The sequence below is a fragment of the Leifsonella bigeumensis genome (assembly GCF_039537265.1).
GTDB classification, from domain to species: Bacteria; Actinomycetota; Actinomycetes; order Actinomycetales; family Microbacteriaceae; genus Terrimesophilobacter; species Terrimesophilobacter bigeumensis.
This window is the reverse complement of sequence record NZ_BAABAE010000003.1, coordinates 1287522-1309091: the sequence shown is the minus strand read 5'-3', so window position 1 is coordinate 1309091 and position 21570 is coordinate 1287522. Positions and strand designations below refer to the sequence as shown.

Sequence of the window (21570 nt, the reverse complement as noted above, 5' to 3'; positions counted from 1 at the left end):
TCATGTCATCTTGGGTATGAAGGAAGTTTAGAGCGCGCCTCAGCGCGAGAGAACATCTAATATTGCCCCAAAGGTGGGGGTGATGGGATCACGATCCCGTCACGACCGCCGGGAGCGATTCTGCATCGATATCGTGGGAACGTGCCGATCTACGACGCTCTCAGCCCGGAGGCCGCCCTCGACGCCGCCATTCCCGATCTCGACTGGACGGTGCTCCCCGATGGGGTGGTGCGCTCCGGCCTCGAGGCGCCGAGCGGCACCCTCGCGACGGTCTCGCTCGGCGATCCGACGCATCCCCGGGTCCTTCTCGTCCCAGGGGTCACCGGCTCCAAGGAGGACTTCAACCTCATGCTGCCACTGCTGGCCGCCGGGGGCTGCTTCGTGCAGTCCTATGACCAGGCCGGTCAGTACGAGTCGGCGGACGCCGGCCCGCAGCACCGGCATCCGCCGCAGCGGCACTACGACTACGACCTCTTCGTGGACGATCTCATCGCCGTGCTGGAGTCGGCCGGTCCCGCCGCGCCCTCCCACGTGCTCGGATATTCCTTCGCGGGAACGGTCGCCCAGCTGGCCATGGTCCGCAGGCCCGAGCTCTTCGCGAGCCTTACACTCCTCAGCTGTCCGCCGGAGCCCGGGCAGGGCTTCCGCGGCGTCAAGCGCATCGGCTGGATCTCGGGTTTCGCTACGGGCGGCGTGGGTGCCGCACTCATGACGTGGGGGATCCGGCGCAATCTCGTACCGGTGCCTCCCGGGCGACTGCGATTCGTGCACGACCGGCTCAAGGTGACCGACCGGGGAAGCGTGAGGGACATCATCCGGATGATGAAGCGTGCGCCGGACCTGCGCGAGGAGATCCGCGCCATCGACATCCCCAAGCTCATCGCGGTCGGCGAGCACGACCTGTGGCCGCTGCGCCTGCACCACGACTTCGCTCGCCGGATCGGTGCGGAGGTCGCGGTCTACCCGTCCGGGCACAGCCCCTGCGAGACCTCACCGCATCAGCTCAGCCGCGACCTTCTCGAGTTGTATTCCCACGCCGTCGATCCCGGACGGTGAACCAGCGGGTGCGTCCGCGGTTGTGCCAGAGACCGAGCGCTGCCCAGCCGACCCGGCGTCCGAGCCCACGCAGGGACGAGAACGGTCGTGCCGAGACACCGACGCGCAGGGCGGGATCGTAGGCGACGGCCACGTCCGGTTCGAGGAGGAAGCTCAATTGCAGGTCGTCGTGGATGCGCTCGAGCGCCGGGTCTAGGTGCGGGCGCAGGGAGGTCCACACGGTGCGACGCAGCGCGAAGTTGGAGCCGAACAGGGGCGGATGCCCGAGTAGCAGGCCGACGAACCAGAAGTAGCCGGCGATGTAGACGTGCTCGCCCACCCAGCGGGTGAATCGATTTCCGCCGTAGAAGCCTCCTGGGCCGGTCACGGCGGAGGGGGTGCCGGATTCGTGCGGAGCTCCGGATGCCGTGAGCGTCGCCTCGACACGCGCCAGCCAGTCGGGCGGAGGGACGGAGTCGGCGTCGAGCCGCGCGATGATCTCACCGCTCGCGGCATCGAACCCGGCGATCGTGGCGGGCCATACACCGCGCCGGGGTTCCGTCACCACAGTCGCGCCGGCATCGCGGGCGACCGCCGCCGTGTCATCGGTACTGCCGTTGTCGACCACGATGATCTCATCGGCCGGGCGCGACTGCGCGGCGAGAGCCGCAAGGCACACCCGCAGCATGACGGCGTCATTCCACGAGGGGACGACCACGGAGACGAGAGTCATAGCGGGCAGAGTTTATCCGTATGTTGACCGTCGTTTATCGGGGTGAAAGACTCGATCGCAGTGGACATCTCACTTATGGTCGCGCTGGTCATCGTGCTGGCACTGTTCTTCGATTTCACGAACGGCTTTCACGATACGGCCAACGCGATGGCTACCCCCATCGCCACCGGCGCACTCAAGCCGAGGGTTGCTGTGTCGATCGCCGCTGTCCTCAACCTGGTCGGCGCATTCCTCAGCACCGAGGTCGCACGCACCATCTCCGGCGGGCTCATCCGCGAAGGCGATGGTGGTATCCAGATCACCCCGACGATGATCTTCGCCGGACTCATCGGCGCGATCATGTGGAACCTCGCCACCTGGCTGCTCGGGCTGCCGTCGAGTTCCTCCCACGCGCTCTTCGGCGGCCTCATCGGCGCCGTCGTCGTCGGCACCGGGTTCGGCGCGATCGACCCGGGCGTGCTGCTCAGCAAGATCGTCTTCCCGGCGGTGCTGGCCCCGGTCATCGCCGCGATCGTCGCCTTCGTCGCGACGAAGCTCGCCTACGGCCTGACCGCCGGCCGCACCGAGGACAGCGCGCGCAGGCGATTCCGGGTCGGCCAGGTGTTCACGTCGAGCCTCGTCTCCCTCGCGCACGGGACCAACGACGCGCAGAAGACCATGGGGGTCATCACTCTCACGCTTATCGCCGCGGGGTTCCAGGCCGCAGGGACGGGCCCGGAGTTCTGGGTGATCGCGGTGTGCGCGCTGGCCATCGCCCTCGGAACCTACGTGGGCGGCTGGCGCATCATCCGCACGGTCGGCACGGGGATCACCGACGTCTCGCCGGCGCAGGGCTTCGCCGCCGAGGCCTCGACGACTGCGACGATCCTGGCGAGCTCGCACCTCGGCTTCGCCCTCTCGACCACCCAGGTCGCGAGCGGATCGGTCATCGGGGCGGGGCTCGGCCGCAAGCGCGGTGCCGTGCGGTGGCGCGTCGCCGGCCGGATCGGCATCGCCTGGCTCGTGACCCTCCCGTGCGCCGCCGCGATGGCGGCGATCGCCGAACTCGTGGCACGACTCGGCCCGCTCGGTGTCGCCGCCGATGCGCTGGCCGGCGCCATCGTGATCGCGCTCATGTTCCGCCGGTCGCGTCGCAACCCGGTCAACAGCAGGAACGTCACGGGCGAGGTCCCGATCATCGAGCACACCCCGACCGTCGTCATGCCGAAGGTTCCACCGATCATCGCGAGTGCCAAGCCCACCAAGCCGGCGGAGACGCCCAAGCCGGCCATGACCGAGGAGTCAGCACCGTGATCGAGTGGGGTTCCTTCGTCATCGTCGCGGTGGCATCCCTCGTGGGAGCATGCCTTCTCGTCACGATCGCGGCACTCGGCATCCGTCTGTTCGAGGCCGGAACGCGAGCCCGCGGCGTCGATCCGCGAACCGGGCGGCTCGCGCTCGCCGGAGCACGGGCGCTGTTCGGCGTGTGCGGCGCCGTGGTGCTGTTCGGCGTCTACCTCATCGTCCCGGCACTCCACTGAACCGCGCGGGATTCGGCCGCGGCCTCCGCCAGTAGAGTTGGATCATCCACCATCGAAGGAGATTTTCGGATGTCTGAAGCGCCGAGCGCGTTGCCCGTAGTCGACCCCGTCGGACCCACAAGGACCGAGAGCGACTCCGTCGGATCGATGGAGATCCCGGCCGATGCCTACTGGGGAATCCATACCGCCAGGGCGCGGGAGAACTTCCCGATCACCCGCCGGCCGATCTCCGTCTACCCCGACCTCATCCGTGCACTCGCCATCGTCAAGCAGGCCGCGGCGCGCGCGAACAAGGAGCTCGGGACGCTCGGCGCCGAGAAAGCCGACCTCATCGACCGGGTCTGCCAGGAGATCATCGACGGCGCACTGCACGACCAGTTCATGGTCGGCGTGATCCAGGGCGGTGCGGGCACCTCGACGAACATGAACACCAACGAGGTCATCGCCAACCGCTGCCTCGAGCTTCTGGGCAAGCCGTTCGGCGACTACGTGAGCTTCCACCCGATCGACGACGTCAACCGCAGCCAGAGCACCAACGATGTCTACCCGACCGCGATCAAGCTCGCCATGGTGCTGAGCACCCAGCGGCTGCTCACCGAACACGTCAAGCTCACGGAGGCGTTCGCCCGCAAGGGGACCGAATTCGCGCACGTGCTCAAGGTCGGCCGCACCCAGTTGCAGGACGCCGTGCCGATGACGCTCGGCCAGGAGTTCAACGGCTTCGCCCACACGATCGCCGAGGACTACGAACGGCTGAGCGAGACGATCCCGTGGCTCAACGAGATCAACATGGGGGCGACCGCGATCGGCACCGGTATCACCGCCGACCCCCGGTACGCGGATGCCGTGCGCCGGCACCTCGTCGACATCACCGGAATCGTCATGGTCACCTCTCCCGACCTCATCGAGGCCACGAGCGATGCGGGCATCTTCATGACCCTGAGCGGGCACCTCAAGCGTGCCGCCGTCAAGCTCTCCAAGATCTGCAACGACCTGCGGCTGCTCTCCAGTGGTCCGCAGGCGGGGATCGGCGAGATCAACCTGCCGGCCAGGCAGGCCGGCTCCTCGATCATGCCCGGCAAGGTCAACCCGGTCATTCCCGAGGTCGTCAACCAGGTCGCGTTCAGCATCATCGGGGCGGATGCGACGGTCACGGCTGCCGCCGAGGCGGGTCAACTGCAGCTCAATGCCTTCGAGCCGGTCATCGCCCACAGCATCCTGCAGTCGCTCGCCTGGATGACGAACGCCTGTTACACGCTGCGCGTCCATTGCATCGACGGGATCACGGCCAACATGACGAGGCTGACGGCGCAGGTCGAGTCCTCGGTGGGTGTCGTGACCGCCCTCACCCCGTACATCGGCTACACGGCGTCGGCGACGCTCGCACACACTGCGCTCACGACGAACGCCTCGATCGCCGAACTCGTCATCGAGGCTGGGCTCATGAGCGCCGAGGATGTCGCGCGCGTGCTGTCGCCCGAGCGATTGAGCGGACTCCACCCGGTCACGGGAGCGATCGACATCGTGTCCGCGGTGGAATCCGCGGGAGGGGTCGCTCCGGCGAAGTAGGGCAGGTCGGGCGACTACTTCTCGTCGTGGTCGGGCTCGGACTCGAGGGCACGCTCGCGGGCGCTCCCGGCCGCGATGATGACGCCGTCGACGACCTCCTCACCGCGGTCGACGAGGCGGTTGCGCACGTCCTTGGTGGTCTTCGACACGTTCTCCGACGCATCCCTGGCCGCCCTCGCCACTCTCTCGGAGACGTCCTTGGCCGTGTCCGAGACCTTCTCGGAGACGTCTTTGGCCGTCTCCGCCACCCTCTCGGAGACGTCCTTCGCCGTCTCGGCCGCTCTGGCCGCAGCCTCCTGCGCTCCGGCAACAGCGGCCTTCGTTCCCGCGACGACCTTCTCCTGGACGATGGGGGCGTTCTCCTTCACGAACTCCTGGGTGTCGACGACCACCTTCTGCACGCGCGGGTCCTCCCATGCCTCGGTCGCCTTCGCCTTGAGCTGGTCGTACCGCGGACGCCCGGCGCGCGCGCCCAGGATGTAGCCGATGCCGAGGCCGACGATGAACAGGATCCGCAGTCGCATGCGTTAACGCTACTTGCTCACCCTGACAGTGGCCATACCGATGCTTTCCGCGCGCGCAGCCGGCTTCCCGGAGAGTGGGCGAGGTCGACTACTTCGCCTGGGCGATACGCCACAGGTGCAACGTCGCGTAGCTGCGATACGGCGACCAGCGGGCTGCTCGTTCGGCGATACCGCGTGGAGTACCCGGCAGGCCGAGCGCCGCGGCGCCCTTGAGCAGGACGAGGTCGGTGGAGAGCAGGGTGTCCGATGCGCCGAGCGCGCGCATCGCCACATAACCGGCGGTCCACGGCCCTATTCCCGGCATCGCCACGAGCCGCTCGGTGAGTTCGGCCACCGAGAGGCTCTCCTCGATCACCAGCTCGCCGGAGGCGAGGGCGAGGGCGACGCCGTGGATCGTGGCCACGCGCGACGCCGGACCGCGCAGCACCTCGAGGCCCCGTTCGGCGAACTGCTCCGCGGTGGGGAACAGGCCGCTGTCCCCGCACAGTTCGCGCGAGATCCGACCGAGCACGGATCGGGTGGCTGCGATCGAGATCTGCTGCCCGACCAGTGTGCGGAACAGCTCTTCGTGAGGGTCAAGGCTGCCCGGCAGCCGAATACCGGGTGCGGCCGCGACGGGCAGGGCGAACACCGGGTCTTCCGCGAGCATCCCGTCGATGGCGGCGGAGTCGGCGTCGAGGTCGAGGAGGCGACGGATGCGCGTCACGAGATCGGGAGGCAACGGCCCGCCGTCGAGCGTCGCGAGCACCGCATCCGCTGCGGACTCCGGGCCGGCATCGGGCGCCGGCGCGAGCCGCACCTCGAGTTCGGCCACCGCCCCGCCCCAGCGCATCCGCCGCCGGTAACCGTGCTCGTCACCGGACTCGACCCCGGGGATGGCGTGCCCGGCGAGGTAGCGGAACACGCCGGCGCCGTCGAAGGGTGCGGTCGTCCCGAGCAGTGTTCCAGCCATCGCACCACTCTCGCACGGGCCTCCGATGCCCTCGCCTCGACCGATACGCTGGGGGCATGGCACAGGAGCGTTCCGGGATCGTCATGGTGGGCAGCGCCAACATGGATATCGTCTTCACGGTCGAGCGCATTCCCCAGCCGGGAGAGACGCTCCTGGCCGAATCGGTCGCGACCTATCCGGGAGGAAAAGGCCTCAACCAGGCTGTCGCCGCGGCGCGTGCGGGTGCGCCGACGACCTTCGTCGGCTCCCTCGGAAGGGATGAGCACGGCGGCGAGCTCGCCGTGACCATGACGGATGCGGGCATCGACCGCACGCTCGTGCGGAGTAGCGCTGCGCCGACCGGGCAGGCCTTCATCGTCGTCGCCGACTCTGCCGAGAACACCATCATCGTCGCCTCCGGCGCGAACGCCGAGGTCACGGCGCTCACCGAGCCGGAGCGCGCGGCGATCGCCAGCGCCTCCGTGCTGCTCATGCAGCTCGAGCTGCCCATCGGCGTCGTGACCGAGGCCGCCCAGGTCGCGAAGTCCGCGGGGACGACGGTCATGCTCAACGCGGCTCCCGCCCGCGAACTGCCGGATGAGCTGATCTCCGCCGTCGACTGTCTCATCGTCAACGAGCACGAGGCCTGCCTCATCGGCGGCAGCGACGACCTCGCCGAGGCATCCGCTCGCCTCGCCGCCCGCGTCGACCGGCTCATCGTCACCCTCGGCTCCGACGGTTCTGCCCTCTACGAGGGCGGTGTCGAGCTCGCGCGGGTGCCGGCGCGCAGGGTCGATGCGGTGGACACGACCGGCGCCGGCGACACCTACTGCGGGGCGTTCGCCGCCGCGATCGCCGAGGGGCGGGACCTCGAGTCCTCCGCAGCGTTCGCGACCGCCGCCGCCGCGCTCTCCGTGCAGGCGCTCGGGGCGGTCCCCTCGATCCCCGGCCGCGACCGCATCGAAGCCATGCTCGCGGAGCCGCTGTGACGGATGCCGCACTCACCCGGCTGCGCGACGCGCTCGGCCCGGCGATCTCCATGGAGCCCTCCGCGCTGGAGTCGGCTCGCACCGACAAGTCCGGCCATGTCTCGGCCACCGCACCGCTCGCCGTCGTCACCGCGCGATCCGTCGAAGACGTGCAGGCGACCCTGCGCATCGCCGACGAGTTCCGGATGCCCGTCGTGCCTCGTGGTGCGGGAACGGGTCTTGCGGGCGGAGCCATCGCGGAGGCCGGAGAGATCGTGCTCTCGACCCTCGCCATGAACCGGGTGCTCGAGCTCTCGCCCGCCGACGAGCTCGCCGTGGTCGAGCCGGGCATCCTCAACGGGGACTTCAACGATTCGCTGCGCGAGCACGGCCTGTGGTTCGCCCCCGACCCGGCCAGTCGCGCCATCTCGACGATCGGCGGCAACATCGCCACGAACGCGGGCGGGCTGCTGTGCGCGAAATACGGGGTGACGCGCGAGGCCATTCTCGGGCTCAAGGTCGTGCTCGCAGACGGCCGCCTGCTCGAACTCGGCCACCGCAGCGTCAAGGGTGTCAGCGGGCTCGACCTCACGGCCCTCATGATCGGTTCGGAGGGCACTCTCGGCGTCATCGTCGAGGCGACGCTGCGGCTGCGCCAGCTGCCGCGCGGCACCGTGGCGACGATCGGCGCATACTTCCCGGATGTGCGGTCGGCTGCCACCGCCTCCGCAGCGATCACCGCGGCGGGCCTTGCTCCTGCGGTCATGGAACTGCTCGACGCGGCCTCCCTGCATGCGATCGACGCCTATCTCGGTTTGGACCTGTCCTCGCGCGGCACCGCCTGCCTGCTCGTGCAGACGGATGGTGTCGCGAGCGCTGCGGAGGCGGACGAGGTGCTCGCGATCATCCGGTCGCTGGGCGGGGAGGCGGAGTCCAGCACCGATGCCGTGGAGGGCGAGCGGCTGCTGGCGATCCGCCGTGCGTTCCACCCGGCACTCGAAGCGCAGGGCACGGTGCTCATCGAGGACGTCGCGGTGCCGCGCAGCATGCTGCCGGAGATGTTCCGCCGGATCGGGGCGATCGAGGAGAAGTACGGGATCGCCATCCCGACGGTCGCGCACGCGGGGGACGGCAACCTGCATCCGAACTTCCTCATAGAGGAATCCGCCCCCGGCGAGCTGCCTCAGGTGCCCGAGCGCATCTGGGAGGCAGCCGGCGACCTGTTCGCCGCAGCACTCGAGCTCGGCGGTACGCTGACCGGGGAGCACGGGGTCGGCATTCTCAAGCGGCGCTGGCTGGGGAAAGAACTCGGCCAGGACCAGTTGGCGCTGCAACGGGAGATCAAGCGGGTCTTCGATCCGCGGGGGATACTGAACCCTGGCAAGGTTTTCTGAGCGCTGACTCACCCCGCGGCAGCGCGGAGCGAGCGGTGAGCGACGAGACGTCGACACGAAGGAGTGGAAGTGGATTCGGGAACTCTCGCGGCGATCCTCGCGGTGGCGATCGCCGGTTCGGCGCTCGCCATCCTGCTCCAGCTCGTCGACGTCGTGACGGGGCACCAGGTGCGCAGGGCAGGGCGTGCGGCCGGCACCAGGGACCGCGATCGCGTGCTCTCCTGGGCGATTGCGGTGTGCTCGATCGTGCTCGTCCTGCTCGTGCTCGGGGTCGACCTGGCCATGCGCCTTCTGCTCGACCGGGGTCAGCTGCTGTGGGGCCTCCTCGCCCTCGTCGGGCTCGTGGCTGCCGCTGCTGTCACGGCGCTGCTCGCGGCCCGCGCGCTGCGGCGGCCGGAGACCGGCTACCGGGTCATCCGCGAGGACCTGAAGGCCCAGTCGGGAACCCGGCTGTCCAAGGGGCGGATCGCCGACTACCGCGCCTGGCTCACCGCGATCGACGACCGGCAGAAGGACCTGCACCGTCATGTCGTCGTGGGGCGATGGGTGCGGGCGATCCCTGTCCTGGCTGCCCTCGTGGCACTCGTCGCAGCCGGGTGGCTCGCTCTGGGCGGCACCGCACCGTGGTGGGCGGCTGCGGTCTGCGCCGTCCTCGTGATCGTGAGCCTCTGGCTCGCGGTGTGGGGTGCCCGGATCTCGCTCTCCAGGAATCTCGCGATCCACGCGGTGCACCAGAAGCAGCGCGCCGAGGCACTGCTCGTGCTCGATGAACTCGAGCGCAAGACTCCGCGAAGGGTCACCGGGCTGAGCGAGCGGGTGTCGAGGGCGCTCGCCATCCTCCGTGAACAGCAGGGCCAGCCGCATGAGCAGGGAGAGCCGCGGTCGCAGAACCGGTAGGAACTGCGCCGGTGGGCGCAGAATCGGTGATGCAGAACCGATAGACTTGCATGTTTCGAAATCGAGGGATGTGAGTCTGGGTGGGTTCGTCCGAACTGGAGCGCGAGCGCGACTACGTCGCAGGGTTGTACCGCCGCCTCCATGAGCTCCAGCGCGAGACCGAGGAGCAGCTGGACGCCGTCCGTGCCCAGAGCGTCGGCGGCGGTCATCAGGCCAGGAGCGAGCGCGACAGCTTCGCTCGGCTGTACGAGGACCGCATCCTGCAACTGCGGGAGGTCGGGGAGCGCCTCGCGTTCGGGCGCTTGTCGGTGGATGGCGACGATGGTGGTGGCGACCAGCTCATCCACCGCTACATCGGCCGGATCGGGCTGCGCGACCAGGATCGGCAGCCGATCCTGCTCGACTGGCGGGTCCCGCAGGCGAGCGCCTTCTACCAGGCGACAGCGAAGACCCCGATGGGGGCGCGCGCCCGGCGACACCTGATCTCGCAGGGCAAGAAGCTCATCCGCATCGAGGACGAGATCTTCGACCCCGACCTGCTCGACGAGAGCAGCGTCCAGTTGCAGGGGGAGGGCGCCCTTCTAACGGCGCTCTCCGCGCAGCGCACCGGGCGGATGTCCGACATCGTCGCGACCATCCAGGCCGAGCAGGACCGCATCATCCGCTCCGAACTCCGCGGCATCCTCGTCGTACAGGGCGGCCCGGGTACCGGCAAGACGGCGGTCGCCCTGCACCGTGCCGCCTACCTGCTCTACTCGCACCGCGAACGCCTGCGGTCGAGCGGGGTGCTCATCGTCGGGCCGTCACGCTCCTTCCTGCGGTACATCGAGGCCGTACTGCCCTCCCTCGGCGAGTCCGGGGTCGTGCTCGCGAGCGTCGGGCAGCTCTTTCCCGGCGTCGAGGCGACCGCCGAGGACAGCCCGGCCGTCGCCGGCACCAAGGGCCGGCTCCGGATGGCGCCGCTCCTGGCGCGCGCCGTCGCCTCCCGCCAGCGTGTCCCGGAGGCACCCCAGCCGATCGAGGTCAATGGCGAGACCGTCATGCTCGAACCGGAGCTCGTGGCCTCGGCGATCGCGAAGGCGCGCGAGACCGGGCGTCCTTACAACGAGGCCAGGCTCGTCTTCGTGAAGACCGCGCTCGACGCGCTCACCCGCAGGCTCGCCGCGCAGTTGCGCGACCAGGGCAACACGGTCGACGACTCCGACCTGCCGATGCTGCGCGAAGACCTGCGGACCGCGAGCGACGCACGGATCGCCCTCAACACCGCCTGGCTCCCTCTCACCCCGCAGAAGCTCCTGCAGGACCTCTACGCACGTCCGCACTGGCTCGCCGAACTCACGCCCGACTGGAGTGCCGAGGACCGCCATCGCCTGCAGAGGGAGCGCTCGGCGCCGTTCACGATCTCCGACATCCCTCTCCTCGATGAGGCTGCTGAACTGCTCGGCGAGACCGTCGTCCAGGATGTGGCGGCCAAGCGCGCCGCGAAGCAGCAGCGCAAGCGCGACCTCGAGAACGCCGAACAGGCGATCGCCAATATGGGGGTCGGCGGCATGGTGGATGCGAGATCGCTCGCCGAGGGCTTCGCCGAGTTCGCGGATGCCGGCACGACCGCGGAGCGCGCCGCCTCCGACCGCACCTGGGCCTACGGCCACATCGTGGTCGACGAGGCCCAGGAGCTCTCACCCATGCAGTGGCGACTGCTGCTGCGGAGGGGGCCGAGCCGCTCCTTCACGATCGTGGGGGACATCGCCCAGGCTGCAGCGGCATCCGCCGCAGAGACCTGGGAGCATGCCATCGCACCGCTCATCGGACGCGGCGCGGAGGGCGAGCGCTGGCGCCGGGAGGAGCTCACGGTCAACTACCGGACGCCGACCCAGATCGCGGCGGCCGCCGAGTCGATGGCGATCGCCCACGGCCTGCCGGTCACCCGCTCCGTGTCGGTGCGGGAGAGCGAGTGGCCGATCGAAGTGGTCCCGGATGCCCTGGCCGCGACCCGTCTCGCACTCGAGGTGGATGGCACCGTTGCGGTCATCGCGGCGGCGGACCGCCTCGCGGAGCTGCACCGATCGCTCGGGGCGGAACTCGGCGACCGGGTGGGTCTCGGGGCCGAAGGGCTCGCGTCCGACGTCACCGTCCTCAGCGCCCAGGAGGCCAAGGGGCTCGAATTCGATTCCGTCGTGATCGTCGACGCGGCGGCGATCGTCGCGGAGTCCGAGCGCGGTGCCGCAGCCCTCTACGTGGCGATGACCCGCCCGACCCAGCGGCTCGTGCTCGCGGAGGGCGGGTTGCCGGCCGCTCCCGAGGCGACCGCCCGCTGAGAGGCTTCGTCCCGCATCCGGAGCAGGATGCGTCCTAGGAGAGGCGAAAGAACGGCAGGAAGCTCACGATGGCGTAGATCGCGACACCGATGAAGACGACGACCGTGCCGACGGAGAGCCCCCTGCGCAGCCGACGGCCGCCGGGGGCGACGACGTTGGCCGACATCCGCGCCCCGAGAGGCGCGCCGCTCGCCGCTGCGACGGCGCCGCTCACGACCTTCGAGTCCGCATAGCGTTCGGTGCGGTCGAGCGTCTTCGCGCCCACCGTGTCGACGATTCGGAAGATGCGGGCGAGGGCGGTCGCATCCGCGAGGTCGAAGGGGCTCGCCGAGTACAGGAACATCCAGTCGTCGACGATCTCGACGTCGAAGAGTGCCGCCTCGTCGACGAGCCTCGCCATGAGATCCGGCGTGAAGACGTAGAGGGCGTCCCTTTCGTACTCCCGCGGGCAGTAGAGCGTGAAGTAGCGGTCGAAGTCGCCCTCGAGGGACAGCACCTGGTTGCGGGAGAAACTCACCGGCAGGTTGGTGCCGAGGAAGTTGTTGCTCTTCGCGTCGAGGATCATCTGGGGCATCATCCGGTCGAGCCGGATCGCGACGAAGCCCCACTGGTGCGTCGTGCGGTTCTTGCCGGAACCCGTCGTGTAGCGCAGGTCACCGATGTCGACGGTGGGCCCGTCCGCGCGCGAGAGCATCTCGGTGACCGTGCGGCCGGAGCCGATCGCGAAGATCGAACCCGGATAGCCGGGGACCTCGGTATTGGTCCTGAGTGTGAGACCGTTCGTCGTGGCGAAGCGGTAGAGGCGCAGAAGGCGCAGGCGCGTCACGCGGCGGTGGATGACCATGCCGGCGATGAGGACGCCGACGATGAGGAGGAACACGAGAGGGATGGGGAGGGCTTCGGCGCCCGAGGAGGTGAAGGCCGCGAACAGCGACTGTCCGATGACCCCGACGACGACGGCCCCCACGACGAGGACCGCCATGAGCGCGACGATCGCGGCGGCACCGGTCAGGTGGGACTCGGAAACGCCGGGAACATCGCGGAACTCCCGGAGATCCTGGCCCGTCACGCGCGAGGAGAGCGGTGAGTAGTCGAGCGTGGTCATGGCATCGCCTCTGCGTTCGATGATTTCCGGGTTCGGTCACCTCTGGGCATCGTAATGCCCCGGGGTGGCATCCTTGAAGCGTGAGCATTCTGAGCGACGACCTGCTGGACACCATCCGCTCCCGGGCCGCCGGGTACGACCGGGAGAACATCTTCTTCGCCGAGGACCTCGACGACCTGCGCGCTGCCGGCTATCTGACGGCGCTCGTGCCCAGGAGTCTCGGCGGACTCGGGCTCTCGCTGCGCGAGGTCGTGCACGAGCAGATCCGGCTCGCCACGGCCGCGCCCGCGACGGCTCTCGCCGTCAACATGCACCTCGTCTGGAACGGCGTAGCGAAGACCATGCTCGACCGGGGCGACGACGCCCTCGAGTTCGTGCTGCGCGAGAGCGCCGCCGGCGAGACCTATGCTCTCGCCATCAGTGAGGCCGGCAACGATCTCATGCTCTTCGGCAGTACGACGGATGCCGTTCCGCAGCCCGACGGCGCCTATGAGTTCACCGGAACCAAGATCTTCACGAGCCTCTCGCCGGCCTGGACGCGGCTCGGCCTGTTCGGACTCGACAGCACCTCCCCGGATGCCCCCAAGCTCGTCCACGCCGTCGTCGCGCGGGACGCGCCCGGCATCACGATCGTCGAGGACTGGGACACCCTGGGCATGCGGGCGTCGCAGAGCAACAGCACGCGGCTCGAGAAGGTGCGCGCCGAGCCCTCGCGCATCATCCGCCGGCTCGATCCGGGGCCCAACCCGGACCTGCTGATCTTCGCCATCTTCGCGAACTTCGAGATCCTGCTCTCCGCCGTCTACACCGGGATCGGGCGGCGTGCGCTCGAACTCGCCGTCGCGAACGCGACGAAACGCACCTCGGCGAAGAATGCGGGAGCGGCCAAGTCCCTCGACCCCGATGTTCGCTGGAAGATCGCGGATGCCGCCATCGCCTTCGACGGCATCCTGCCGCAACTCGACGCGGTCGCCGGCGATGTCGACGAGCAGGTCGATCGCGGGGACCAGTGGTTCCGGGCGCTCGTCGGCCTCAAGATCCGTGCCACCGAGACGGCGCAGTTCGTCGTCAACCAGGCGGTACGGGTCTCCGGGGGCGCGACCTACTTCGCCGGCAATGAGCTCGGCCGCCTGTACCGGGATGTCCTGGCCGGGTCCTTCCACCCGAGCAATGAGGATTCGGCGCACGCGACCGTCGCGACCGCGCTGCTCGGGCCGCTGCCGCAGTAGACGCATCGCTTTCCGGTCGAGCGTGTCGAGACCGAGATGGCGTTCACAGACTCATCGCCCGGTGCGGCACTTGGTGCGGCTCTTCCGGGCGATGAGTTGTTCTTCCTCCAGACTGCGCCGGGCACCCCGGTTTGGTCAAGTCCTTTTCGGGAAATTCGGATCCGCATCGCTCCCACGGCCCGACGCCCCCCGAGCAGGCGTTACCAGTTCTGGGGGTCCCGATGCCGCCGGTGAGCCGATAGCGTCGAAAGCGGCCATCAGGGGGCGGCCGCATGTCATGGACTGGCTGATCGGCGGGGGGGGGGGTAGTTGCGTTGGAGAAGACCGACGCGGTCGAACCCGATCGGCTGATTTGTGAGCGGACCTATCCGATGGTCCGGGAACTTCTGCGCCAGCACGCGGCGGTGGTGCGCCTGTCGCACCTCGCAAGATTCTTCGGACTGCATCCCCTTCCCAGGGGGCTGCGCTCGCTCTACCAGGCGGCGGTCGGTGAGGTCGCCGTCGCCGATGCGCTCGCCCAGCTGGGGCCTGAGTGGCTCGTGCTCCACGCCGTGCCGGTCGGCAAGGACGGCTCCGACGTCGACCACATCGCGATCGGTCCGCCCGGGGTGTACACGATCTCGGTCCGCCACCATCCCGGTCGTGAACTCTGGGTCGGTGGGGGAGTCCTGCTGGTCGACGGGGAGCGGATGCCGCACATCCGGGACTGCGAGTTCGAGGCCGTGCGCGCCGCCCAGTTGATGTCGGACGCGGTCGGCGAGCGGGTCGAGGCGACCCCGTGCCTCGTCGTCGTCGATCCTCGGAGCGTGACCGTGGCCAGGCCGCCGCGACGCGTCGCCATCCTGACCCCGCGTGAGCTGCGTCCGTGGCTCAAAAGCCTCTCCGCCCTCTTCGGGCCCGACCGGCTCGCGCGCTTCCGTGCCGCGGCATCCGAGGACGACACCTGGCACGACATCGGCAAGCCGACCGCGGATGTCGCCGAATGCCTCGACCGATTCCGCCGACTTCAGGCGGAGGTCAGCCAGGCGAGGCACCTGAGGCTCACCTGGATCACCGGGGGGCTCGTGCTTCTCTGGCTGGTCGCCATCATCGGTATCGGCGGATTCACCACCGGGCTGCTGTTCCGCTAGCGCTACTGGTGCGCGAGGAGTGACATCACCCCGAACGCAGCCACCCCAGCGGTCGCCAGGAAGGCGATGAGGCCTCCGACGAGAAGCACGCGGGACTGGTCGAAGCGTTGGATCCTCGTCGCACTGTTGTTGAGCTCGAGGCGCTCGCGCGCCTCATCGAGGGTGCGGAACGAGCCGATGCGGCGGCCGTGGCGATTGGTCGCCCGGTACCTGCCGCGTGGGGTGCGGTCGATGCCGCCGGCGACTTCGCCGTCGTACTCCGCGACCCAGCGGGTCGGGAGGACAGGAACCCATTGGGGGTTCTCGTAAGGCACGATTGCCTTGTCGGTGATGGTGGTCATCTCACCTGCCTTCCTGGGTTCCCGCGTACGCGGTTGCCCATCATCAGCTTCGCCACGACTGCGCGGGCCCTGATTTCCCGTGTGAATGAACACGAGCAGTCCGCGGCGACTTGCCGATTATACCGGCCGAACTCGAGTGTTTTCGGCACCGACGAGCCGATTTGGGGGAACCGGCCGCATCATCCGGTGCTGTGAGGGAGGGGAAGCCCCGGCTTCGCGGTCGAAAAACGCTGATGTAACAATTCGCGCAGTACTTGTGCAAACCCTGTATCTCTGGGGGGAAGTGCACTACTCTCTAAAGCGCAGTTGCAGTACCTCGCAGATCTTGATTGCCAGTGAGCCGCCTTGGCGGCGATCTGATCCTTTCGGGAGCGGACGATGAACACCGCGACGTGTGGCCTCGAAGGTCGGGGCCGCCGAGCAGGACTCCTGAAGGAGAAGAAAAATGGCAGTAGGCACCGTCAAGTGGTTCAACGCGGAGAAGGGCTTTGGATTCATCGCCCCCGAGGACGGAAGTCCCGACGTGTTCGCCCACTACTCGGCCATCACCGGCAGCGGCTACAAGTCGCTCGATGAGAACCAAAAGGTCGAATTCGACCTGGCGCAGGGCCCCAAGGGCCCGCAGGCGGAGAACATCCGCCCGCTGTAATCACAGCTAGAGCCGGCCCCGTGTCTTCGGATGCGGGGCCGGTTTTTTTTTGTTGGGTCACGGTCTCGGGCCGTGTGCGCCCCGATGGCGCGATTGCGCCCGAACGTTAAGGCGCAATCAGGCCAAACGGGAACAGTAGTGTGTCCTGAGCGGTTGGAGTCAGTGACTTCGACAAGGATGGAACGATGACCGACACCGCCACCACGACCCCAGATGCCCTGAGCCCCGAAGGACAGTTCGCGACCTTCCGCGAACGCCGCGAGCAGGCTGTCGTTCAGCCGAAGGGCAACCTCGCCCTCGTCAATACGCAGTGGATCGACTCCGAGCAGACGGTGTGGAATGCGCCGGGAACCTGGGCGCCGTTGCCGGCGGGAGAGTCCGGGCTGCGACTGACGGCGAGCGCGGCCGACGGCATCCGGCTGAACGGCGAGCTCGTCGACGGCACGGTCACGGTCGCGGGCAAGGATGCCGAGACGCCGGGCGAGCTGGTGTTCAGCGACACGGTCACCGGTTTCGTGATCGCGGGGCCTGCGGGCAACTACGCACTGCGGGTGTGGGATGCGAACTCGGAGGGCATCCAGAATTTCGGCGGCATCGACGCCTACCCCTACAACCCCGACTGGGTCGTGGAGGCGCAGTTCACGGCGATGCCCGGCGCGACCATCCCGTTCGAGCACAGCAAGGACGAGGGCCGCACCCGCGAGCTCGAGGTGCCCGGCGAGATCTCCTTCAGCAAGGACGGCACGGATTACTCGCTCGCGGCCATCGAGTCGGGCCGTGCGCTGCAGATCGTGTTCTCCGACGCGACGAGCGGCGTCGACACCTACAGCGTGGGGCGCTTCCTGTTCGTGGCCCCGCACGCTGACGGCAGCGTGACCCTCGACTTCAACCGGGCCGTGCTGCCCCCGTGCGGCTTCTCCTACGCCTTCAACTGCCCCATGCCGCCGAAGCAGAACCGCTTCACGGTGCCCATCGAGGCCGGCGAGAAGAACGTGCTCGCGAAGGACGGATCACTCCTGCACTGACCGGGTCTGGTGCGGGCTGCCGTGCGGGTCCACACTGTACGGATGGGCTACCTCTCGATTCCCGATCCGGTGAGCGACGAGACCGCGCGGTCGTACGAAATCGATCGAGCGCGCGTCGGCTACGTTCCGAACTATGCGAAGGCTTTCGCGGGGCGCCCGGATGTCTACGCCGCCTGGCGTGGGCTGAACGGTGCCATCAAGGCGAACATGCCGCCGCGAACCTACGAGCTTGCGACGCTCGCTGCGGCGAGCCGGTTGCGATCCAGCTACTGTGCCCTCGCGCACGGGCAGATCCTCGCCGACGACCTGATCGGGGCGCCGGCGGTCGAGGCCATCATGCGGGATTCATCCGGGGCCCAGGTGCCGCCGCTCGACCGTGAGATCATGGCGCTCGCGGACCGGGTGGCCGGTGGTGCTGCCGAGATCTCCGAAACCGATCTGCAGCCGCTGCGTGACCTCGGCCTCACCGATGCGGAGATCTTCGATGTCATCCTCGCAGCGTCAGCGCGGTGCTTCTTCAGTTCGGTGCTCGAGGCGTCGGGAACAGAGCCGGACGCCGAGTACGCATCGCTCGATCCGGCGCTGCGGGAGGCGCTGACCGTCGGGCGGCCGATCGCGGAAGGCTAGGCGCCGGATGTCGTGGATGCCGGGCAGACTGGTCACGTGTTCATCGCCCTGGCCTCCCATCCGGACGGCGCCCTCCTGTCGCCGCTCGACGATGCCGGGGAACCAGCGGGCGAGGCGACCGTTCTGGCCCGCGCAGCCCTGCCCGCCGAGGTCTCCCGCCGCGAGTTCACGAGCGACCGGTCTTCGAAGGACGCGGCCGATCGTCCGCGCTGGGTCTGGGACGACACGACCACCTGGTACCCGCCGCTCCTGGCCGCGGGCGTCCGCGTCGAGCGCTGCGTCGACCTGAGACTCTCGCACGCGATCCTGCGCAACTCGGAGCTCACGGCCCAGACCCCGCTCGCCCGTGCGGTTCGGAACGGCTGGGATGAGCCGACACCCGAGGACCAGGCGCAGCCACGGGATGGCTCTCGGGGGGTCGATGAAGGCTTGTTCGATCTCGAGCCTGAGCCTGGGTCCGAGCGGACAAGTGCGCTGCCCGACCCGGTCGCCGAGTTCCGGCTGCAGCGGGAGGCTGTCGCGGCATCCGACGACCCCGCGCGCATCGGCCTGCTGCTCGCCGCCGAGTCGGCTGGCGCTCTCGTAGCCGCCGAGATGCAGTTCGCCGGCCTGCCGTGGCGCGCTGAGTTGCACGACCGACTCCTCACCGAGTTGCTCGGCCCCCGCCCCAAACCCGGTGAGCGCCCGGCGAAACTCGCCGCCGTTCTCGAACGCGTGCGCGATGCCCTCGACGCGCCCGAGCTCAACCCGGATTCCCCGGTCGAGCTCATGAAGACCCTTCAGCGCGCGGGGCTCATGATCACTTCGACCCGGTCCTGGGACATCAAGAAGCTGCGGCATCCGGTCGTCGAGCCGTTGCTCGAATACAAGAAGCTCGCACGGCTGCTGAGCGCCAACGGCTGGCACTGGCTCGACGCGAACGTGCGCGACGGCCGGTTCCGTCCCGACTACGTGGTGGGCGGTGTCGTGACTGGGCGCTGGGCGAGCAAGGGCGGTGGAGGCGCGTTGCAGCTGCCCAAGCAGATTCGCGGTGCGGTTGTCGCCGATCCGGGCTTCAAACTCGTCGTGGCGGACGCCTCCCAGCTCGAGCCGCGCATCCTCGCCGCGCTCTCCGGCGACGCTGCGATGGCCGAGGCCGGCCGTGCGAAGGACATGTATGCGGCGATCGTGGCACGTGGCGCGGTGAAGACCAGGGATCACGCCAAGGTCGCGATGCTCGGGGCGATGTATGGTGCGACCACGGGGGAGAGCGGGAGGCTCATGCCCGCGCTCGCGAAGGCCTACCCGCGCGCGATCGGGCTCGTCGAGAACGCGGCGCGGGCTGGAGAGCGCGGTGAGGTCGTGACGACGCGGCTCGGGCGCAGTTCGCCCAGGCCCGGTGCGAACTGGCGCGAACTGCAGGCAGCGGCCTATGGAGAGAGTTCGACGGATGCCGACGCGAGCAGGGCGCGAGGCCAGGCGCGCTCCTGGGGCCGGTTCACGCGCAACTTCGTCGTACAGGGGACGGCGGCCGAATGGGCACTGTGCTGGATGGCGACGCTGCGTGGCGCTCTGCGTGAGCTCGGTGGCTCGGCCTGGCTCACGGATGCCCCGCACCTCGTGTTCTTCCTGCACGACGAACTCGTCGTGCACTCGCCTGCGGCGATGACGGATGCCGTGGTCGCCGCGATCGGGTCCTCCGCCATCGAGGCCGGTCGCCTGCTCTTCGGTTCTACGCCCGTCGAGTTCCCCCTGAGCATCGCCGTCGTGGACAGCTACGCCGACGCGAAGTAGCCGTCGCTTTTCTCCGGTCGAGTCGCTTTTCTCCGGTCGAGTCGCTTTTCTCCGGTCGAGCCTGTCGAGACCCAGGAAGGATCTCCCCTCCTCCACAACGACATCAGCCGACTCTTTGTCCCACAATCCAATTCATCAGGCCTGATGGATCTGGCTGATGCCGCTAGATTTCTGTCATCCGGTCGGTGAGAATGGGAGTGTGATCGAGTTGACCGAACCGCAGGTATGGGTGCTCATGGGCATCTTCGCGACGGCGATCTTCGGCATGCTCGGATGGCAGACGGCGAGTTTCAACCGCAATCTCACGATCGTGCGTGACTCGCTGCGCGAGAGCATCGAGTCACAGGGCAAGATCACGAATATCAGGCTCGAGACCCTTGAACGCAAGTTGGATGATCTCGATCGCGACGTGCAGGCCATCTCGCGGCACGTTTTCGGCACCGACCTGCACTGAGCGCATACCCCTACGCGATCGCCACCCTCCGCGCTGACACTTTGCTGCGCGTCGCGGGCAGCCAGCTCCCACACGCGATGACGAGGGGGAGGGCGAACACGACGAGCCCGATCTGCAGCCACGGCGGCACGAAGGGCACTGTCGGCAAGGCGCTCCAGGCCGGCGCGGCCCTCGGGGCATCGAGACCGGCTGAGCGCGCCTTGCGGCGCTTCCAGCCGTCGAGTTCGAGCGGCAGGATGACGTTCTCGAGCGCCGTGAGCGCCGGGATGAGGTTGAAGTCCTGGAAGACGAAGCCGAGCGTGCGGCGGCGCAGCGCGGCGATGCCCGCGGGGGACATGGTCGAGAGCCATCCGCCCTGCACGATGACCTCGCCGATCGTGGGCGTCGTGAGGCCGCCGGCAATCGTGAGCAGCGTCGACTTGCCCGAACCGGATGCGCCCATGATCGCCACGAGCTCGCCCGCGCGTACGGCCAGGTCGACGCCGGCGAGGGCGGTGATCGCGGTCTCGCCCTTGCCGTAGTGCATCGAGATGCCGTCGAGCTGGAGGAGGGTTTCGCGAAGGGTCTCGACAGGCTCGACCCGAGAAGCTCCCGCTCCGGCCCGCGAGAATTCCGCGGCGGTCATCGGGCGACCACCTTCGCGGGGCGACCGCGTTTGGGCACCTCGGTGCTGAGCGGCAGGGGAGCGGCGAGACCCGCGGCGGATGCGCGAGCCAATCTCGCCTCCGAATGGTCGAGCCAGCGCACCTCGGCCTCCGCCTGGAAGATCATCGAGTCGACGACGAGGAGCCAGGCGAGCTCTTCGGAGGACTCAGGGTCTCCCGAGGCGTTCTTCGTCTTCGTGAGTTCCTGCAGCGTGCGCAGCGTCGCGGTGCGTTGCACCTGGATGACCTGGGCGATGTCCACGCCCGGCAGGGTCACGGCGATCGCAAGCTTGATCGCGAGCTCGTCACGCGTGGCGGCGGACCGCTCGACGGGGGAGCCGAGCCAGCCTGCCACCTCGGCGCTGCCGGCATCCGTGATGCGGTAGTAGATCTGGCCGGAGCTGTCGGGGTCCGACCCCTCGACCTCGGTCTTCTCGACGAGGCCGTCGCGCTCGAGCCGGTCGAGCGTGTTGTAGATCTGGCCGACGTTGAGCGGCCACGTCGAGCCGGTGCGTCGGTCGAACTCGCTGCGCAGCTGGTAGCCGTAGCACGGCCCCTGGTCGAGGATGGCGAGGAGGCTCTGGCGGACGGACATGGTGGCCCTTCGGTAAAGAATTACCCGGTATGTATCAGCCGAGTATAGCTATACCGAGTATCTAGAACACAAGGTCGCCCGCGTGTCGGAAATCACACACTTGTCATTT

The 21570-nt window shown here is 68.6% G+C and carries 22 protein-coding genes; 15 read left to right on the top strand and 7 right to left on the bottom strand.

Annotated elements, in window-relative coordinates; translation table 11 throughout:
* Positions 1–141 precede the first annotated feature (141 nt).
* Positions 142–1056: an alpha/beta fold hydrolase gene (locus tag ABD678_RS11495; RefSeq protein WP_344756747.1), complete on the top strand. Its 915-nt coding sequence runs from the start codon at positions 142–144 to the stop codon at positions 1054–1056.
* Here ABD678_RS11495 and ABD678_RS11490 read toward each other — a convergent pair.
* Positions 1004–1768, bottom strand: coding sequence for a glycosyltransferase family 2 protein (locus tag ABD678_RS11490; protein WP_344756745.1), 765 nt, complete (start codon positions 1766–1768; stop codon positions 1004–1006). The genes ABD678_RS11495 and ABD678_RS11490 overlap by 53 nt on opposite strands.
* Before the next feature lie 60 nt (positions 1769–1828).
* On the opposite strand from ABD678_RS11490, the gene ABD678_RS11485 reads away from it, so the two are divergent.
* The 3 genes from ABD678_RS11485 (at position 1829) to ABD678_RS11475 (ending at position 4857) form a co-directional block, all read left to right on the top strand.
* Positions 1829–3061, top strand: a complete 1233-nt coding sequence (locus tag ABD678_RS11485) for an inorganic phosphate transporter (RefSeq protein WP_344756743.1) — start codon at positions 1829–1831, stop codon at positions 3059–3061.
* A complete protein-coding gene (locus ABD678_RS11480; RefSeq protein WP_344756742.1) occupies positions 3058–3288 on the top strand; it encodes a hypothetical protein in 231 nt (76 codons plus the stop codon). Before ABD678_RS11485 ends, ABD678_RS11480 begins: the two co-directional genes overlap by 4 nt.
* A 69-nt stretch (positions 3289–3357) precedes the next feature.
* Positions 3358–4857, top strand: coding sequence for an aspartate ammonia-lyase (locus ABD678_RS11475; protein ID WP_344756741.1), 1500 nt, complete (start codon positions 3358–3360; stop codon positions 4855–4857).
* Between the two features lie 14 nt (positions 4858–4871).
* Here the strand turns inward: ABD678_RS11475 and ABD678_RS11470 are convergent, their stop codons facing one another.
* Both ABD678_RS11470 and ABD678_RS11465 read right to left on the bottom strand, forming a co-directional pair.
* A complete protein-coding gene (locus ABD678_RS11470; protein WP_344756740.1) occupies positions 4872–5381 on the bottom strand; it encodes a hypothetical protein in 510 nt (169 codons plus the stop codon).
* Positions 5382–5469: 88 nt separating this feature from the next.
* A complete protein-coding gene (locus ABD678_RS11465; RefSeq protein WP_344756739.1) occupies positions 5470–6333 on the bottom strand; it encodes an AlkA N-terminal domain-containing protein in 864 nt (287 codons plus the stop codon).
* Positions 6334–6389: 56 nt separating this feature from the next.
* Here ABD678_RS11465 and ABD678_RS11460 point away from each other — a divergent pair, with 56 nt between their 5' ends.
* From ABD678_RS11460 to ABD678_RS11445, 4 genes are all read left to right on the top strand, one after another.
* Positions 6390–7301, top strand: a complete 912-nt coding sequence (locus ABD678_RS11460) for a ribokinase (protein ID WP_344756738.1) — start codon at positions 6390–6392, stop codon at positions 7299–7301.
* A gap of 50 nt (positions 7302–7351) precedes the next feature.
* The gene (locus tag ABD678_RS11455; protein WP_344757183.1) at positions 7352–8674 is read left to right on the top strand and encodes an FAD-binding oxidoreductase; all 1323 of its coding nucleotides are present in this window, start codon (positions 7352–7354) and stop codon (positions 8672–8674) included.
* Between the two features lie 69 nt (positions 8675–8743).
* Entirely contained in the window at positions 8744–9571 is an 828-nt protein-coding gene (locus ABD678_RS11450) for a hypothetical protein (protein WP_344756737.1), read from the top strand.
* An 80-nt stretch (positions 9572–9651) separates the two neighbouring features.
* Positions 9652–11889 carry a HelD family protein gene (locus ABD678_RS11445; RefSeq protein WP_344756736.1) on the top strand — a complete coding sequence of 746 codons (2238 nt, stop codon included), beginning with the start codon at positions 9652–9654 and terminating at the stop codon, positions 11887–11889.
* Positions 11890–11923: 34 nt separating this feature from the next.
* Here the strand turns inward: ABD678_RS11445 and ABD678_RS11440 are convergent, their stop codons facing one another.
* Positions 11924–12994 carry a hypothetical protein gene (locus ABD678_RS11440; protein WP_344756735.1) on the bottom strand — a complete coding sequence of 357 codons (1071 nt, stop codon included), beginning with the start codon at positions 12992–12994 and terminating at the stop codon, positions 11924–11926.
* 80 nt (positions 12995–13074) lie between these two features.
* On the opposite strand from ABD678_RS11440, the gene ABD678_RS11435 reads away from it, so the two are divergent.
* Positions 13075–14223, top strand: coding sequence for an acyl-CoA dehydrogenase family protein (locus ABD678_RS11435; RefSeq protein WP_344756733.1), 1149 nt, complete (start codon positions 13075–13077; stop codon positions 14221–14223).
* Positions 14224–14594: 371 nt separating this feature from the next.
* On the top strand, positions 14595–15353 hold the full coding sequence (locus ABD678_RS11430; RefSeq protein WP_344756730.1) for a nuclease-related domain-containing protein: 759 nt from the start codon (positions 14595–14597) through the stop codon (positions 15351–15353).
* A gap of 2 nt (positions 15354–15355) precedes the next feature.
* Here ABD678_RS11430 and ABD678_RS11425 read toward each other — a convergent pair whose 3' ends face one another.
* The gene (locus tag ABD678_RS11425) at positions 15356–15694 is read right to left on the bottom strand and encodes a hypothetical protein (protein WP_344756728.1); all 339 of its coding nucleotides are present in this window, start codon (positions 15692–15694) and stop codon (positions 15356–15358) included.
* A gap of 445 nt (positions 15695–16139) precedes the next feature.
* Here ABD678_RS11425 and ABD678_RS11420 point away from each other — a divergent pair, with 445 nt between their 5' ends.
* The 5 genes from ABD678_RS11420 (at position 16140) to ABD678_RS11400 (ending at position 20222) form a co-directional block, all read left to right on the top strand.
* Positions 16140–16343 (top strand): cold-shock protein, encoded by a 204-nt coding sequence (locus tag ABD678_RS11420; RefSeq protein WP_331858377.1) that lies wholly within the window; start codon positions 16140–16142, stop codon positions 16341–16343.
* Between the two features lie 185 nt (positions 16344–16528).
* Complete coding sequence (locus ABD678_RS11415; RefSeq protein WP_344756723.1) at positions 16529–17368, top strand: DUF1684 domain-containing protein; 840 nt, start codon at positions 16529–16531, stop codon at positions 17366–17368.
* A gap of 42 nt (positions 17369–17410) precedes the next feature.
* Positions 17411–17995: a carboxymuconolactone decarboxylase family protein gene (locus ABD678_RS11410; RefSeq protein WP_344756721.1), complete on the top strand. Its 585-nt coding sequence runs from the start codon at positions 17411–17413 to the stop codon at positions 17993–17995.
* A gap of 36 nt (positions 17996–18031) precedes the next feature.
* The gene (locus ABD678_RS11405) at positions 18032–19768 is read left to right on the top strand and encodes a bifunctional 3'-5' exonuclease/DNA polymerase (RefSeq protein ID WP_344756719.1); all 1737 of its coding nucleotides are present in this window, start codon (positions 18032–18034) and stop codon (positions 19766–19768) included.
* A gap of 199 nt (positions 19769–19967) precedes the next feature.
* A complete protein-coding gene (locus ABD678_RS11400) occupies positions 19968–20222 on the top strand; it encodes a hypothetical protein (RefSeq protein WP_344756717.1) in 255 nt (84 codons plus the stop codon).
* A gap of 10 nt (positions 20223–20232) precedes the next feature.
* Here ABD678_RS11400 and ABD678_RS11395 read toward each other — a convergent pair whose 3' ends face one another.
* The gene (locus tag ABD678_RS11395) at positions 20233–20847 is read right to left on the bottom strand and encodes an ABC transporter ATP-binding protein (RefSeq protein WP_344756715.1); all 615 of its coding nucleotides are present in this window, start codon (positions 20845–20847) and stop codon (positions 20233–20235) included.
* Positions 20844–21461: a PadR family transcriptional regulator gene (locus tag ABD678_RS11390; protein WP_344756713.1), complete on the bottom strand. Its 618-nt coding sequence runs from the start codon at positions 21459–21461 to the stop codon at positions 20844–20846. The genes ABD678_RS11395 and ABD678_RS11390 overlap by 4 nt, the downstream gene beginning before the upstream one ends.
* Positions 21462–21570 lie beyond the last annotated feature (109 nt).

What these genes read in the sequence shown, in the direction of transcription:
- ABD678_RS11490 (WP_344756745.1), bottom strand. Translation starts at nt 1,768, where the DNA reads ATGACTCTCGTCTCCGTGGTCGTCCCCTCGTGGAATGACGCCGTCATG.
- ABD678_RS11475 (WP_344756741.1), top strand. Translation starts at nt 3,358, where the DNA reads ATGTCTGAAGCGCCGAGCGCGTTGCCCGTAGTCGACCCCGTCGGACCC.
- ABD678_RS11470 (WP_344756740.1), bottom strand. Translation starts at nt 5,381, where the DNA reads ATGCGACTGCGGATCCTGTTCATCGTCGGCCTCGGCATCGGCTACATC.
- ABD678_RS11465 (WP_344756739.1), bottom strand. Translation starts at nt 6,333, where the DNA reads ATGGCTGGAACACTGCTCGGGACGACCGCACCCTTCGACGGCGCCGGC.
- ABD678_RS11460 (WP_344756738.1), top strand. Translation starts at nt 6,390, where the DNA reads ATGGCACAGGAGCGTTCCGGGATCGTCATGGTGGGCAGCGCCAACATG.
- ABD678_RS11455 (WP_344757183.1), top strand. Translation starts at nt 7,352, where the DNA reads ATGGAGCCCTCCGCGCTGGAGTCGGCTCGCACCGACAAGTCCGGCCAT.
- ABD678_RS11440 (WP_344756735.1), bottom strand. Translation starts at nt 12,994, where the DNA reads ATGACCACGCTCGACTACTCACCGCTCTCCTCGCGCGTGACGGGCCAG.
- ABD678_RS11430 (WP_344756730.1), top strand. Translation starts at nt 14,595, where the DNA reads ATGGTCCGGGAACTTCTGCGCCAGCACGCGGCGGTGGTGCGCCTGTCG.
- ABD678_RS11425 (WP_344756728.1), bottom strand. Translation starts at nt 15,694, where the DNA reads ATGACCACCATCACCGACAAGGCAATCGTGCCTTACGAGAACCCCCAA.
- ABD678_RS11420 (WP_331858377.1), top strand. Translation starts at nt 16,140, where the DNA reads ATGGCAGTAGGCACCGTCAAGTGGTTCAACGCGGAGAAGGGCTTTGGA.
- ABD678_RS11415 (WP_344756723.1), top strand. Translation starts at nt 16,529, where the DNA reads ATGACCGACACCGCCACCACGACCCCAGATGCCCTGAGCCCCGAAGGA.
- ABD678_RS11410 (WP_344756721.1), top strand. Translation starts at nt 17,411, where the DNA reads ATGGGCTACCTCTCGATTCCCGATCCGGTGAGCGACGAGACCGCGCGG.
- ABD678_RS11395 (WP_344756715.1), bottom strand. Translation starts at nt 20,847, where the DNA reads ATGACCGCCGCGGAATTCTCGCGGGCCGGAGCGGGAGCTTCTCGGGTC.
- ABD678_RS11390 (WP_344756713.1), bottom strand. Translation starts at nt 21,461, where the DNA reads ATGTCCGTCCGCCAGAGCCTCCTCGCCATCCTCGACCAGGGGCCGTGC.